The sequence below is a fragment of the Pandoraea anapnoica genome, assembly GCF_902459765.1.
Taxonomy (GTDB): domain Bacteria; phylum Pseudomonadota; class Gammaproteobacteria; order Burkholderiales; family Burkholderiaceae; genus Pandoraea; species Pandoraea anapnoica.
Genome location: NZ_CABPSP010000002.1, coordinates 468010 through 481431, shown reverse-complemented (window position 1 = coordinate 481431; position 13422 = coordinate 468010). Strand labels below are relative to the sequence as shown.

Genomic DNA, 13422 nt, shown 5'->3' with positions numbered 1-13422 from the left:
CGGCCATGTCGGCGTCCTGCGCCTTTCCTTTTGGGGCGCTTTCCGATAGCATCCATCGAACGGGTTCTAATCACTATTTGACACGGAGACAGCGGGCGTGCGCGCCGGCCATCCGTCTCGCAAGCCGAGTCCGGCAACGTCGGCGGCAGCGTTCTGCCACGATTGACGGAGCAACACAATGAGGAGTGTGTGCCATGCGTGTGTCTGACATCCTGAAAGTAAAGGGCAACACCCTTTTCACCGTGACCCCGGAGACGTCGCTGGCGGATGCCGTCGACACGATGGCGGAACATGACATCGGTTCGCTCGTCGTGATGGAGTACGGCGATCTCGTGGGCATGCTCACGTTCCGCGAGATCATCAACACGATCAGCAAGAACGGTGGCACGGTCGGCGGTTCCACGATTCGCAAGATCATGGATGACCATCCGCTGACCTGCACGCCCGAGACGGACGTCAATGAAGTGCGTCGCATGATGCTCGAGCGCCACGCGCGCTATCTGCCGGTCATGGAAAGCCGCACGCTAATGGGCGTAATTTCCTTCTACGATGTGGCCCGTGCGGTCGTCGAGGAGCAATCCTTCGAGAACCGAATGCTCAAGGCCTATATTCGCGACTGGCCGGCTGAGGAAGCGGAAAACGCAAAGTGAGTGAGGCCAGTCAGCGCGAGGCTCGCGGCGACGGCCACCAATCACGACTGCTGAAGGAACGCCGTTTCGCGCCGTTCTTCTGGACGCAGTTCCTCGGCGCGATGAACGATAACGTGTTCAAGATCGCGTTCACGTCGCTCGTCACGTATCACGCATCGCTTTTTCAGGACGTCGATGGCAAGACGGCGGCGTTCCTGATCTCGGCCATTTTCATCGCACCGTTTCTCCTGTTCTCCGCGACCAGCGGGCAGATTGCCGATAAGTGGGACAAGGCCCGGCTGATCCGCTTCGTCAAGACGCTGGAGATTGCCATCATGGTCGTGGGCGCTGGCGGGTTCGTCTGGACGAGCGCGCCGTTGCTGTACGTCTGCACATTCCTGATGGGCTTGCACTCGACACTGTTCGGGCCGGTGAAGTACGCGTATCTCCCGCAGCACCTTGCCAATCATGAGCTGGTAGGGGGGAACGGGCTCGTTGAAATGGGCACGTTCGTGGCGATTCTCGTCGGCACGATTATTGGCGGAGAGTTGGCGGGCGCGGGCGCAGGCGCGCTGCCGTGGATCGGCGGCGTGTGTATCGGTCTTGCGATGCTGGGGCGTCTGGTCTCCACCTGGGTGCCGCAAACACCTGCCGCACAACCGGACCTGCGAATCAACTGGAATCCGTTTACCGAGACTTGGCGAAATCTGCGCATCGCGCGCAAGGACCGCGCCGTGTTTCAGAGCCTGCTCGGCATTTCGTGGTTGTGGTTTCTTGGCGCCACGTTCCTCGCATCGTTTTTCAATTTCTCGCGCGACGTGCTGGGGGCGAACCCCGACGTCGTGACATTGCTGCTGGCCATGTTCTCCGTCGGCATCGGCATGGGGTCGCTGCTCTGTGAGCGGCTCTCGGGTGGCAAAGTGGAAATCGGGCTGGTGCCGTTCGGGTCGATCGGCATGACGGTATTCGCTGTCGATCTGTACTTCGCGAGCCGCGGCGGCGCGCCCGGCGTGGCGTTGCAGACGGTCGGTCAGTTCATTTCGCAACCCGCGCATTGGCGCATCCTGGCCGATCTGTTCCTGCTGGCGATGTTCGGTGGCTTCTACAGTGTCCCGTTGTATGCACTGATTCAGAGCCGGAGCGCGCCGTCGCATCGTGCGCGCATCATTGCGGCGAACAATATTCTGAACGCCCTGTTCATGGTCGTCTCTGCCCTGATGGCCATGATGCTCACGAAAGCCGGGCTGACCATCGATCAGTTGTATCTCGTTACCGGTATTCTCAACGCGCTCGTCGCCGTCTATCTCTATACCTTGCTCCCCGAGTTCCTGATTCGCTTCGTGATGTGGTTAATGCTTCACACCATTTATCGGATCGAGGTGAAAGGTGCAGATCAGATTCCGGACGAGGGACCTTGCGTGCTGGTGTGCAATCACGTGAGCTTTGCCGATGCCGTGGTGATCGGCGCGTCGATCCGTCGCCCGGTGCGTTTCGTGATGGATCATCGGATTTTCCAGATTCCCGTGCTGTCCTGGTTCTTCCGGACCGTGGGCGCCATTCCGATAGCGCCGGCGCACGAAGACGCGGCGGGTCTGGAGCGCGCTTACGCGCAGATTGCCAAGGCGCTCGACGCGGGGGATGTGGTTTGCATCTTCCCGGAGGGCAAGCTCACGGCGTCGGGCGACCTGCAAGTGTTTCGGCAGGGCGTGCAACGCATCATCGAGCGTTCTCCCGTGCCGGTGGTGCCGATGGCGCTGCGGGGACTGTGGGGAAGTTTCTTCTCGCGGCACGGCGGGGCAGCGATGACGCGTCCGTTCAAGCGAGGCATTCTGAATCGGCTGGAGCTGGTGATTGGCGAGCCAGTCGCGCCGACGCAGGCGACGCCCGAATCGTTGCGCGACAAGGTACTCAAGCTTCGCGGCCCCTGGCCGGTATAATAGACAATTCCCGTCACACCCCAATCTGATCCCCGTATGTCTGGCAATACGCTTGGAACCCTGTTTACCGTTACCACTTTCGGCGAATCGCATGGCCCGGCCATCGGCTGTGTGATCGATGGATGTCCGCCGGGAATGGCGCTGACGGAATCCGACATTCAGGTGGAACTGGATCGCCGCCGTCCGGGTACGTCGCGTCACGTGACGCAGCGTAACGAGCCGGATGCCGTCGAGATTCTCTCGGGTGTATTCGAAGGTGTGACGACGGGCACGCCCATCGCATTGCTCATCCGTAATACCGATCAGCGCAGCAAGGATTACGGCAACATCGTGCAGACGTTCCGTCCCGGGCACGCCGATTACACCTATTTGCAGAAATACGGCGTACGCGACTATCGCGGCGGTGGACGTTCGTCGGCGCGTCTGACGGCGCCGGTCGTGGCGGCGGGTGCGGTGGCGAAGAAGTGGCTGGCGGAGCGCTTCGGCGTGCAGGTGCGCGGCTGCATGACGCAGCTCGGCGATATCGAAATTCCGCAGACCGATTGGTCGCAAGTGCCCCAAAACGCGTTTTTCGCAGCAAACGCGGAGGTTGTCCCGCAGTTGGAAGCGTACATGGACGATCTGCGCAAGGCCGGCGATTCGGTCGGCGCGAAGTTGCGTGTGATCGCAACGGGCGTGCCGGTCGGTCTCGGGGAGCCGTTGTTCGATCGCCTCGATGCCGATATCGCTCACGCCATGATGGGGTTGAATGCCGTCAAGGGTGTTGAGATCGGTGCGGGGTTCCGCAGCGTGACGCAGAAGGGGTCCGAGCACGGCGACGAACTGACACCGGAAGGCTTTGTCGGCAACAATGCCGGTGGGATTCTGGGTGGCATTTCGACGGGCCAGGACATCGAAGTCTCGATTGCCATTAAGCCGACGTCGAGCATCCGTACACCGCGCCAGTCGATCGACGTCAACGGACAACCTGCGACGGTAGAGACGTTTGGCCGTCACGATCCGTGCGTTGGCATTCGCGCGACGCCGATTGCCGAAGCGTTGCTGGCGCTCGTGTTGATCGACCATGCGCTGCGCCATCGTGCGCAGTGCGGCGATGTTCACGTGAACACGCCGGTCATCCCGGCACGCGCACCGGAGTAAGCGGAGTAGGGGGAAGTCCGGTGGAGGAAAGCGGCGCGAGCCGACACGCTGAACCCATAAAAAAAACGCCAGGCGACGAGTCTGGCGTTTTTCACATCTGCGGCCTCGTCTTTGCGTTGGCACGATCACTCGCGACATTGCGTGATGGGCTGCTCGCCTTTGGCGGTGTACAGCGTGCCTTCGGGACCCTTGCTCCACCAGATAAGCGTGCGTCCGACGTGCTTTTCTCCACTCGCGGCGCGCGCCGGTTTGAGGACCTCGCGTTTGCCCATCCAGTACAGCGTGACGTCGCCACCGAGGTTGTGATCGTCATAGACGAGCACGGCGACGTGCTGGTTGTCGCACAGGTAGCTCATCGTCTTGGCGTGGACGGCGCCGCCGGTCAGAGCGAGGGCGCTTGCCAACGCCGCGCCCGACATCCATACGGAAATTCTCGACATCATGCCTCCTGTGTGTACAAATAAAAACCGCCGGGCGAACCGGCGGCAATACAACATCACATATTCGGGTAGTTCGGACCACCGCCGCCTTCCGGCGTGACCCACACGATGTTCTGCGTCGGGTCTTTGATGTCGCACGTTTTGCAGTGCACGCAGTTCTGGGCGTTGATCTGCAAACGATCGGAATCGTCGTCGTTCTTCACGAACTCATACACACCCGCCGGGCAGTAGCGTTGTTCCGGCCCAGCGTACTCGCTCAGATTGATACCGACAGGCACGCTCGCGTCCTTGAGCGTCAGGTGGGCAGGTTGGTTCTCTTCGTGATTGGTGTTCGAAATGAACACCGACGACAGGCGGTCGAACGTGAGCTTACCGTCTGGCTTCGGATAGACGATCGGCTGGCATTGCGCGGCCGGCAGCAGGCATTCGTGGTCGGCCTTCTTGCGATGAATCGTCCAGGGCATCTTGCCGCCGAGCAGCTTTTGCTCGATGCCGGTCATGAGCGTCGCGACCGTCAAACCCTTCTTGAACCACTGCTTGAAGTTGCGCGCCTTGTTCAGTTCCTCGTGCAACCAGGATTGCTCGAACGCTGCCGGGTAGCTCGTCAACTCGTCGCGCTGGCGATCTGCTGTGACGGCATCGAACGCGGCATCGGCGGCCATCATGCCGCTCTTGATCGCGGCGTGGCTGCCCTTGATGCGGCTGACGTTGAGGAAGCCGGCTTCGCAGCCGACCAGAGCACCGCCCTTGAACACTAGCTTCGGCAGCGCGAGCAAACCGCCTGCCGTGATGGCGCGGGCACCGTACGAGATGCGCTTGCCGCCTTCGAGGAAGTGGCGAATCGACGGATGCGTCTTGTAACGTTGGAACTCTTCGAACGGCGACAGATACGGATTGCTGTAGTCCAGACCGACGATGAAGCCGACGGCCACCTGGTTATTCGGCAGATGGTAGAGGAACGAGCCGCCGTAGGTGCTCGAATTGAGCGGCCAGCCCGCCGTGTGAATCACCAACCCTTCCTTATGCTTGGACGGATCGATTTCCCACAATTCCTTGATGCCCAGACCGTACGCCTGAGGATCGCGTCCCTCATCGAGGTTGAATTTACGCATCAACTGGCGGCCGAGACTACCGCGTGCACCTTCCGAGAAGATCGTGTACTTGGCATGCAGCTCCATGCCGAGCTGGAAGTTCTCGGTCGGCTCGCCGTCCTTGCCGACACCCATATTGCCGGTCGCCACGCCCATGACCGCGCCGTTTTCGTCATAAAGCACTTCGGCGGCAGGGAAGCCCGGGAAGATCTCGACGCCCAGCGCTTCGGCCTGCTGACCGAGCCAGCGCACGACATTACCCAGACTGATGACGTAGTTACCGTGATTCTGGAAGCAGGCAGGCAGCAGCCACGAGGGCGTGGAGGTTGCACCCGTTTCGCTCAGGAACAGGAAGCGGTCTTCGACGACGGGGGTGTCGAGCGGTGCGCCGAGTTCCTTCCAGTTGGGGATGAGTTCGGTCAGGGCTTGCGGATCCATGACCGCGCCGGACAGGATGTGGGCCCCGATTTCCGAGCCTTTTTCCAGGACGCAGACGGAAATCTCCTTGCCCGCTTCCTGTGCGCGTTGCTTCAAACGGATAGCCGTGGACAGGCCGGCCGGACCGCCGCCAACAATGACGACGTCATACTCCATCGACTCCCTCGGGCCGTACTGCTCAAGCAGCTTGGGATCCATTGATGCTCCTGTTATAAACGTTAGAATTCGTGGGTGCGGCCATTTTCCGGGAATGGGGAACACCTCGCAACCGCATATTAATAGTACGGTCGTTCGATTTGGTAGGTAGGAAGCTCTAGCGGCGAGCCGGGTGGCGACGCCGTTGCTCAACGGGTGTCGAAGCACGAGGGAGAAGACGATGGGGCGTTCGCTGAATCTGGAAGGCAAGGTCGCAATGGTCACGGGGGCGTCGAGCGGGCTTGGCATGCAGTTCGCCAAAGTACTCGCGCAGGCGGGGGCGAAGGTCGTGCTGGCCAGCCGTCGCGTGGAGCGACTCAAGGAATTGCGGGCGGAAATCGAGTCCCAGGGCGGCGCGGCGCACGTTGTGCCGCTCGATGTCACCGACTACGACAGCATTCGCGCCGGGGTGGCGCATGCCGAGACCGAGGCCGGTGCCATCGACATTCTGATTAACAACTCGGGGGTGTCCACCCAGCAAAAGCTGGTCGATGTGACACCGCAAGACTTCGATTACGTCGTCGATACCAACACGCGCGGTGCGTTTTTCGTGGCGCAGGAAGTGGCCAAGCGCATGATCCGGCGTAGCAAGGGCGACCCGCAACGGCAACACCGGATCATCAATGTGGCCTCGGTCGCCGGGCAACGGGCGATTTCCATGCTCGGCGTCTATTGCATAAGCAAGGCGGCCGTGATTCACATGACCCGTTCGATGGCGCTCGAATGGGGGCGCTACAACATCAACGTGAACGCGCTCTGTCCGGGGTACATCGATACCGAAATCAACCACGATCATTGGCAGACCGAAGCCGGGCGCAAGCTGATTCAGATGCTGCCGCGCCAGCGGGTCGGCGAACCCGGCGACCTTGATGGGTTGATTCTGCTACTGGCATCAGACGATTCCCGTTTCATTAACGGCTCGATCATGACCATCGACGATGGTCTGGCGGTAGGCTAGGCGCAACGGCCGTCCGAAGGTCGCCGGGCAAGGCTTTTTGCAGGCGGTCGGCCGATTGCGCAGGCTCGCTGCAATGCGGCAATCGGGGATTGTCCGAGGCAGTCAGCGCAATGACGACGAGCGCATAATTTCCCGGTGCTCCAGAACGCTTATTGACGTTCATGGAAGCTCAGCGGATCACGAAAGACGTCACGTTGACGTCGGATCCCGAATCATCTCGAGGACAACATGCGTAATCAAGGCTGGCGGGGGCTCGTCGGAGTCGCGCTTGCCCTCGCCGCAATCGTGCTGCCAGTGGGCGCGCAACCTTACAAGGCCGAATACACGCTGTCGATCGTGCCCGATGGCGGCACACCGTGGGGCAAAGGCACGCAGCTTTGGGCGGACATGGTGCGCGAACGCACGCAAGGGCGCATCAACATCCGGCTCCACCCCAACGCCACGCTCATGGGCGGCGATCAGACGCGTGAGTTCACGGCGCTGCGTCAGGGCGTCATCGACATGGCTGTCGGTTCGACGATCAATTGGTCGTCGGCGATTCCCGAATTCAACGTCTTCTCGCTGCCCTTTCTGCTGCGCGGGTATCGCTCGCTCGACGCGCTCACGCAGGGCGAAGTCGGCCGTGAACTCTTCCGTCGCGTGGAGGAGCAGGGGGTCGTGCCGTTGGCGTGGGGGGAGAACGGTTTTCGCCAGGTGACCAATTCGCGTCGCGCGATTCGCTCGCCGGAAGACATGAGAGGGCTGCGCTTTCGCGTCGTCGGCTCGCTTTTGTTCAACGATATCTTCACGGCGCTTGGCGCCGTGCCCACTCAGATGACATGGGGCGAGGCCATTCGCGCATTGCGTGCCCGCAAGATCGACGGTCAGGAAAATCCGATCACGATCTTCAACAATGCACGGCTCGATACCGTCGGGCAGCGCTATCTGACGGTATGGGATTACGTGGCCGATCCTATCGTCTTCGTCGTCAATCGTCAGGTATGGGATAGCTGGTCGCCGCAGGATCGCGATATCGTGCGCGATGCCGCAGTGGAGGCGGCGCGCTTTGAAGTCACGCTGGCCCGTGAGGATTTGCTCAGCAGCGGGCAGGGGATGTGGGAAAACCTGGAGGCCCGCGGGGTGAAGGTCACACGACTGACCCCTGAGCAGCGCCAGCGCTTTGTCGATGCGACGCGGCCGGTCTACGTGAAGTGGAAGGCGCTTGTCGGGCGCGATCTGGTCGAAAAGGCCGAAGCGGCCGTCAGGGATGAGTCGATCAGCAGCAAGTCGCCGTCCCTCGGGGCGCGCAGGTAAGACGCGGGACCGTCGCGTTGCCGGAGGTGGCGGGGCGCTTTGGGTGCTTGGGCGCTTCGGAAACTTCCGATACACGCCCCTCTCGCCACTCCTAAATGACGGCTCGTCGAGGCGAATCCCGGCAGTCTGACGCGCGCCACACCACCTGAAGCGCTACACTTTATCCCCATGACGCCCTGTCAGTTCAAGGCAGGGCATCGATTTTCATCATGGGGAATTGCAGTGTCGTCAGAGTACAAAGAAGTCTTTCGTATGAGCATGCCCATTCGCTGGGGCGATATGGACGCCTTCGGGCATGTCAATAACACCGTGTACTTTCGTTACATGGAGCAGGTGCGCATTTCGTGGCTGGAAACGCTGGACATCGCGTCGGAAGAGCGCGATACGGGCGAGGGCCCCGTCATCGTCAATGCCAACATGACGTTCCTGCGTCAACTGCGCTATCCCGGCGATATCGATTGCCGCATGTTTATCGGCGCACCGGGACGCAGCAGTATCGACACGCGCTTCGAATTGCGACGCGCCGATACGCCGGACATCCTCGTGGCCGAAGGCGGCGCGAAAATCGTCTGGGTGAATTATCAAGCTGAGAAGTCGGTGCCGTTGCCGGAGGCTGTGCGCACGCTGGTCGCCGGGGGCTGATGGCGTTCAGTTGCCGAGCAGACGTTGCACCAGTTCCGTTGCCGTGCCGGCACCGTATTTCTGCATGAGGCGGGCACGGTAGATATCGACGGTTCGCGGGCTGATCTCGAGAATCTTGCCGATCTGTTTGCTCGTTTTGCCTTGCACCAGTTGGGCGGCAATTTCGCGTTCGCGGGCGGTCAGCGCGACGGCGACGCGGCGTGTGGCGGAGATGTCTTCGAAGGTCCAGAGGCCAGCAGCGTGCGGATCCTTGACGTCAAGCGAACGGCCCGTAACGTGGCACCAGAACAATTCGCCGTTGGCGCGTCGCATGATGCGTTCGTCCGAATAGACGCCTTGCGTGCTCATGATGGGCGGAATGCGTTCGCCGATGCGCTCGAACTCTTTGGGGGACGGATACAGGACCTGGAAAGACTGGCCGATGAGCGTTTCGTGTGCGTAGCCGAAGATCTTGCCGAGCTGGCGATTACAGTCCTCGATGATGCGCTGGCGCGAAATGACCAGACCGACGGGGGCGATGTGAAAAGCTGTCTGGTAATCGAACGTCGGCATTGGGGGAGATACGGATCCGGTCGGGTCTCCCGCGTGGGCGCCGCGTGTGGCGGCCCGGTACGCGGGAAGATATGTAATTTCACGTATTGTGCCCCATTTGCGTGCCACCGTAAGCTCTGAGATTGCATGAGGTGCGTGGTCCGCGGTGTTGGCGGGCTGTCGCAAGCCTCGCAACGCGCTAGCGCGCGGCATAATTTCAATTCTCAACCGAGGGAAAGGGACAAACGATGAACAAGGTATACGCCAGCGCCAAGGAGGCGCTCGCCGGTGTCGTCGCAGACGGGCAAACGCTCGCCGTCGGTGGCTTCGGCCTGTGTGGCATTCCGGAGGCCCTGATCGCCGCATTGCGCGACTCGGGCGTCAAGGGGCTCACCTGCATCAGCAACAACGCCGGCGTCGACGGTTTCGGCCTCGGTCTGCTGCTTGAGACGCGTCAGATCAAGAAAATGATTTCGTCGTACGTGGGCGAGAACAAGGAATTCGAGCGTCAGTATCTGGCGGGCGAACTCGAACTTGAATTCACGCCGCAGGGCACGCTGGCCGAGAAGCTGCGCGCCGGCGGCGCCGGTATTCCGGCATTCTTTACGAAGACGGGCGTGGGCACTGTGGTTGCCGAAGGTAAGGACACGCGTGAGTTCGACGGTGAAACGTACGTCATGGAGCGCTCGCTGCGCGCCGATGTGGCGCTGGTCAAGGCCGCCAAGGCCGACCGTGCAGGTAACCTCGTGTTCAACCGCACCGCCCGTAACTTCAATCCGATGGCTGCTATGGCCGGCAAGATCACCATCGTCGAAGTCGAGGAACTGGTCGAAACCGGTTCGATCGATCCGGACGACGTGCATCTTCCGGGGATCTTCGTTCAGCGCATTGTGCTGAACGCACATCCGGAGAAACGCATCGAACAACGCACGGTACGTGCCAAGTAAGCGCCGAGATCAAGGAGATAACCATGGCATGGAATCGTGATGAAATGGCTGCGCGCGCGGCGCGAGAGCTCGAAGACGGCTTTTACGTGAACCTCGGCATCGGTTTGCCCACGCTGGTGGCGAACCATGTGCCGGACGGCATGGAAGTCTGGCTGCAATCGGAAAACGGCCTGCTCGGCATCGGTCCGTTCCCGACCGAAGACGAGGTCGATGCCGACATGATCAACGCAGGTAAGCAGACGGTGACGACGCTCCCGGGCTCGTCGATTTTCTCGTCGGCCGATTCGTTCGCCATGATTCGCGGCGGTCACATCAATCTGGCGATTCTCGGTGCGATGCAGGTCAGCGAAAAGGGCGACCTCGCGAACTGGATGATCCCGGGCAAGATGATCAAGGGCATGGGCGGTGCGATGGACCTCGTTGCGGGCGTCGGTCGCGTGGTGGTGCTCATGGAGCATGTGGCTAAGGGCGATGCGCACAAGATCCTCAAGGCCTGCGATCTGCCGCTCACCGGTGTGGGCGTGGTCAATCGCATCATTACCGATCTCGGTGTGATCGACATCACGCCGGATGGCCTGACGGTCATCGAGCTGGCACCGGGCGTGACGAAGGAAGAAATCTCGCAGAAGACCGGGGCACAGCTCGATACGAGCGCCGTCTGAGGTCGAAGCGATTGTCGCTGGATTGCCCGGCCGGTCGCCGGGCAACGCGCGGCACGGAATTGCTGAGGATGACCTGGGCCGTTGAACCCGGTCGTCGATGATGTAGGAAGTTGGACAGTGCAATGCAAAACGGGCGGAGAATTTCTCCGCCCGTTTTGTTTTGATGATTGGCATTGTTGGCTAGCGGGTGAAATGCCGCGTCACTGCCTTTGTCACTGCCTTTGTCGCTGCCTTCGTCGCTGCCTTCGTCGTTTTACTGCGCCGTCCAGCCACCGTCCATGTTCCATGCGGCACCGCGCACCTGCGCGGCGGCGTCGCTGCACAGGAAGACGGCGAGCGCTCCGAGCTGCTCGGGCGTGACGAATTCGCCCGACGGTTGTTTCTCGCCGAGCAGCGAACGCTTGGCTTCATCCCCCGACAGCTTGTCACGGGCGGCGCGGTCGTCCACCTGCTTTTGCACGAGCGGTGTGAGCACGAACCCCGGACAGATCGCGTTGGCCGTTACACCGGTCTGCGCGTTTTCCAGTGCCGTCACCTTCGTCAGGCCAACAATGCCGTGTTTGGCCGCTACATACGCTGACTTGCCTGCCGAGCCGACGAGTCCGTGAACCGACGCGATGTTGATGATGCGTCCCCAGTTGCGCGTGCGCATGCTGGGCAAGACAAGTCGCGTGGTATGGAAAGCGGACGTCAGATTGATGGCGATGATCGCGTCCCATTTGTCCGTCGGAAAATTCTGAATTTCCGCGACGTGCTGAATGCCTGCGTTGTTGACCAGAATGTCCACGCCGCCGAACTCCGATTCGGCGTATTGCATCATCGCCTCGATCTCGCTCGCGCGGCTCATGTCGGCACCGTGATAGCCGACTTGTGTGCCGGTATGGCCCGCCTTCGCTGCAGCATCGGCAATGGCCTTGCGCGCCGTATCTGCGTCGCCGAAGCCATTCGTGATGAGGGTGGCGCCTTGTGCCGCGAGCGCTTGTGCCATGCCCAGACCGATGCCGCTGGTCGAGCCGGTCACGAGGGCGATTTTTCCTTTCAGCATTGCATCGTCTCCGTGCGGGAGGAAGGTGGGGGAAGAATACGATGTCGACGAGCGTGGCCCGCGAACTGCGGTTTGATGCGGCTCATGAGTGACCTCATTCTAGCTTACGGTTTGCGGCAAGCGCGGTAGAATTCGACTCTGGAAACCGATCCGATGAGCCTGCCATGCCGAGTCACACGCCGCGTCTGTCGAACGTTCAGTGTCTGAGTCCATCCGGGTTGCATCGGATGGCGTATGCAGAGTGGGGTGATCCCGAGAACCCTCGTGTGCTGGTCTGCGTTCACGGGCTCACGCGCAGTGGTCGCGATTTTGACGCGCTGGCGAGTGCGTTCGCAAACGACTACCGTGTGGTGTGTCCCGATGTGGTGGGGCGTGGCCAGTCGTCCTGGTTGCTGAACCCCGCGGGTTACGTTGTGCCGCAGTACGTTGCGGACATGGTGACGCTTATCGCCCGCCTCGGCGTCGCGACCGTCGACTGGTTCGGTACGTCGATGGGTGGCCTCATCGGCATGGGACTCGCGGGTTTGCCGGATACGCCGATTCGTAGCTTGCTGCTCAACGACGTGGGGCCGCATATCGATGCGCCAGCCCTCGCGCGCATTGGGCAGTATGTTGGTATCCCGAAGCGTTTTGCATCGATCGACGAGGGCGCAGATTACATCTGGTCGATCTCGTCGGCGTTCGGGCCGCATACCCGGCAGGAGTGGCTTGCGTTGAGCGAGCCGCTGCTCAAGGCGGATGGCGATGGCTATGTGTTGCGTTACGATCCGTCGATCGGAGCGGCTTTCTCGGCGGTGACGCCTGAGGCCATTGCGGCAGGAGAGGCTATGCTCTGGGCGTCGCTTGCCGCGTTCCCGGGGCGGACATTGATCGTGCGAGGCGAGCAGTCGGACCTGCTTTCGCGCACGACGCTCGACCAGATGCTGGCGCACGCGCAACACGCGCGCGCCGTCGAAATTCCCGGCGTGGGGCACGCGCCGACCTTTGTGCATGCGGATCAGATCGAGATCGCACGCCGATTTTATGAGGGATATGCCGACTGAGACGCGTCCGTGCGACGTGGCGTGGCGGTAGGTCCAGAGTCAGAAGAATACGAGGAGTCTTACATCATGGCAGTACAACGTTTCTATGTCGAAAAGCGCTGGTCGGACATGGCTGTGCACAATGGCACCGTCTATCTGGCCGGTCAGACCCCCGACGACCGTTCACAGGATATGGCGGGTCAGACGCGTCAGGTGCTCGCGCACATCGACCGCCTGCTCGGCGAAGCGAACAGCGACAAGTCGCTCATTCTGTCCTGTCAGATCTTCATCTCGGACATGAAGTATTTCGGTGAAATGAATCAGGTGTGGGACGAGTGGGTGCCGGCTGGCAATGCGCCTCCGCGTGCTACGGTGCAGGCGTTGCTCGCCGACCCTGCCATGCTTGTTGAAATCGTGGTTGTGGCCGCTCAGCGCGAAAGCTGAGTGCACGA

Annotated in this window: 14 protein-coding genes; 10 read left to right on the top strand and 4 right to left on the bottom strand. The window is 61.2% G+C overall.

Translation table 11 applies throughout. The features are described from left to right. Nucleotides 1-194 precede the first annotated feature (194 nt). Genes PAN31117_RS05235 through aroC form a run of 3 tightly spaced genes read left to right on the top strand, consistent with a single transcriptional unit; the run spans nt 195 to nt 3706 of the window. Nucleotides 195-650 carry a CBS domain-containing protein gene (locus tag PAN31117_RS05235; protein ID WP_039397675.1) on the top strand — a complete coding sequence of 152 codons (456 nt, stop codon included), beginning with the start codon at nt 195-197 and terminating at the stop codon, nt 648-650. Next, nucleotides 647-2566, top strand: coding sequence for an MFS transporter (locus tag PAN31117_RS05230; RefSeq protein WP_150737256.1), 1920 nt, complete (start codon nt 647-649; stop codon nt 2564-2566). The genes PAN31117_RS05235 and PAN31117_RS05230 overlap by 4 nt, the downstream gene beginning before the upstream one ends. Before the next feature lie 36 nt (nt 2567-2602). Further along, a complete protein-coding gene (gene aroC / locus PAN31117_RS05225) occupies nt 2603-3706 on the top strand; it encodes a chorismate synthase (RefSeq protein ID WP_150737255.1) in 1104 nt (367 codons plus the stop codon). 125 nt (nt 3707-3831) lie between these two features. Here the strand turns inward: aroC and PAN31117_RS05220 are convergent, their stop codons facing one another. Both PAN31117_RS05220 and PAN31117_RS05215 read right to left on the bottom strand, forming a co-directional pair. Then, entirely contained in the window at nt 3832-4149 is a 318-nt protein-coding gene (locus PAN31117_RS05220; RefSeq protein ID WP_174990834.1) for an MliC family protein, read from the bottom strand. 53 nt (nt 4150-4202) lie between these two features. Further along, nucleotides 4203-5873 carry an electron transfer flavoprotein-ubiquinone oxidoreductase gene (locus tag PAN31117_RS05215; protein ID WP_150737253.1) on the bottom strand — a complete coding sequence of 557 codons (1671 nt, stop codon included), beginning with the start codon at nt 5871-5873 and terminating at the stop codon, nt 4203-4205. 178 nt (nt 5874-6051) lie between these two features. On the opposite strand from PAN31117_RS05215, the gene PAN31117_RS05210 reads away from it, so the two are divergent. The 3 genes from PAN31117_RS05210 (at nt 6052) to PAN31117_RS05200 (ending at nt 8763) form a co-directional block, all read left to right on the top strand. Beyond that, a complete protein-coding gene (locus tag PAN31117_RS05210) occupies nt 6052-6828 on the top strand; it encodes an SDR family oxidoreductase (RefSeq protein ID WP_150737252.1) in 777 nt (258 codons plus the stop codon). A 228-nt stretch (nt 6829-7056) separates the two neighbouring features. Beyond that, a complete protein-coding gene (locus PAN31117_RS05205) occupies nt 7057-8121 on the top strand; it encodes a DctP family TRAP transporter solute-binding subunit (RefSeq protein WP_150737251.1) in 1065 nt (354 codons plus the stop codon). 168 nt (nt 8122-8289) lie between these two features. Continuing rightward, nucleotides 8290-8763 carry an acyl-CoA thioesterase gene (locus tag PAN31117_RS05200; RefSeq protein WP_150737250.1) on the top strand — a complete coding sequence of 158 codons (474 nt, stop codon included), beginning with the start codon at nt 8290-8292 and terminating at the stop codon, nt 8761-8763. Nucleotides 8764-8769: 6 nt separating this feature from the next. Here the strand turns inward: PAN31117_RS05200 and PAN31117_RS05195 are convergent, their stop codons facing one another. Next, the gene (locus tag PAN31117_RS05195) at nt 8770-9315 is read right to left on the bottom strand and encodes a PAS and helix-turn-helix domain-containing protein (RefSeq protein ID WP_039397689.1); all 546 of its coding nucleotides are present in this window, start codon (nt 9313-9315) and stop codon (nt 8770-8772) included. A 227-nt stretch (nt 9316-9542) separates the two neighbouring features. Here PAN31117_RS05195 and PAN31117_RS05190 point away from each other — a divergent pair, with 227 nt between their 5' ends. Continuing rightward, on the top strand, nt 9543-10241 hold the full coding sequence (locus PAN31117_RS05190; RefSeq protein ID WP_039397691.1) for a CoA transferase subunit A: 699 nt from the start codon (nt 9543-9545) through the stop codon (nt 10239-10241). Nucleotides 10242-10264: 23 nt separating this feature from the next. Further along, entirely contained in the window at nt 10265-10903 is a 639-nt protein-coding gene (locus tag PAN31117_RS05185; protein ID WP_150737249.1) for a CoA transferase subunit B, read from the top strand. Nucleotides 10904-11156: 253 nt separating this feature from the next. Here PAN31117_RS05185 and PAN31117_RS05180 read toward each other — a convergent pair whose 3' ends face one another. Further along, on the bottom strand, nt 11157-11948 hold the full coding sequence (locus PAN31117_RS05180) for a 3-hydroxybutyrate dehydrogenase (RefSeq protein WP_150737248.1): 792 nt from the start codon (nt 11946-11948) through the stop codon (nt 11157-11159). 164 nt (nt 11949-12112) lie between these two features. Between PAN31117_RS05180 and PAN31117_RS05175 the strand changes: the two genes are divergently transcribed. Together PAN31117_RS05175 and PAN31117_RS05170 are read left to right on the top strand one after the other, a co-directional pair. Continuing rightward, the gene (locus PAN31117_RS05175) at nt 12113-12991 is read left to right on the top strand and encodes an alpha/beta fold hydrolase (RefSeq protein ID WP_150737247.1); all 879 of its coding nucleotides are present in this window, start codon (nt 12113-12115) and stop codon (nt 12989-12991) included. 66 nt (nt 12992-13057) lie between these two features. Next, nucleotides 13058-13414, top strand: coding sequence for a RidA family protein (locus PAN31117_RS05170; protein WP_039397700.1), 357 nt, complete (start codon nt 13058-13060; stop codon nt 13412-13414). Nucleotides 13415-13422: the final 8 nt, after the last annotated feature.

Bases quoted from the DNA above. Each gene is read 5' to 3' on its own strand.
- PAN31117_RS05170 (WP_039397700.1), top strand. From the start codon at position 13,058: ATGGCAGTACAACGTTTCTATGTCGAAAAGCGCTGGTCGGACATGGCT.
- PAN31117_RS05205 (WP_150737251.1), top strand. From the start codon at position 7,057: ATGCGTAATCAAGGCTGGCGGGGGCTCGTCGGAGTCGCGCTTGCCCTC.
- PAN31117_RS05175 (WP_150737247.1), top strand. From the start codon at position 12,113: ATGCCGAGTCACACGCCGCGTCTGTCGAACGTTCAGTGTCTGAGTCCA.
- PAN31117_RS05220 (WP_174990834.1), bottom strand. From the start codon at position 4,149: ATGATGTCGAGAATTTCCGTATGGATGTCGGGCGCGGCGTTGGCAAGC.
- PAN31117_RS05185 (WP_150737249.1), top strand. From the start codon at position 10,265: ATGGCATGGAATCGTGATGAAATGGCTGCGCGCGCGGCGCGAGAGCTC.
- PAN31117_RS05200 (WP_150737250.1), top strand. From the start codon at position 8,290: ATGACGCCCTGTCAGTTCAAGGCAGGGCATCGATTTTCATCATGGGGA.
- PAN31117_RS05180 (WP_150737248.1), bottom strand. From the start codon at position 11,948: ATGCTGAAAGGAAAAATCGCCCTCGTGACCGGCTCGACCAGCGGCATC.
- PAN31117_RS05210 (WP_150737252.1), top strand. From the start codon at position 6,052: ATGGGGCGTTCGCTGAATCTGGAAGGCAAGGTCGCAATGGTCACGGGG.
- PAN31117_RS05215 (WP_150737253.1), bottom strand. From the start codon at position 5,873: ATGGATCCCAAGCTGCTTGAGCAGTACGGCCCGAGGGAGTCGATGGAG.
- PAN31117_RS05190 (WP_039397691.1), top strand. From the start codon at position 9,543: ATGAACAAGGTATACGCCAGCGCCAAGGAGGCGCTCGCCGGTGTCGTC.
- PAN31117_RS05195 (WP_039397689.1), bottom strand. From the start codon at position 9,315: ATGCCGACGTTCGATTACCAGACAGCTTTTCACATCGCCCCCGTCGGT.
- PAN31117_RS05235 (WP_039397675.1), top strand. From the start codon at position 195: ATGCGTGTGTCTGACATCCTGAAAGTAAAGGGCAACACCCTTTTCACC.
- aroC (WP_150737255.1), top strand. From the start codon at position 2,603: ATGTCTGGCAATACGCTTGGAACCCTGTTTACCGTTACCACTTTCGGC.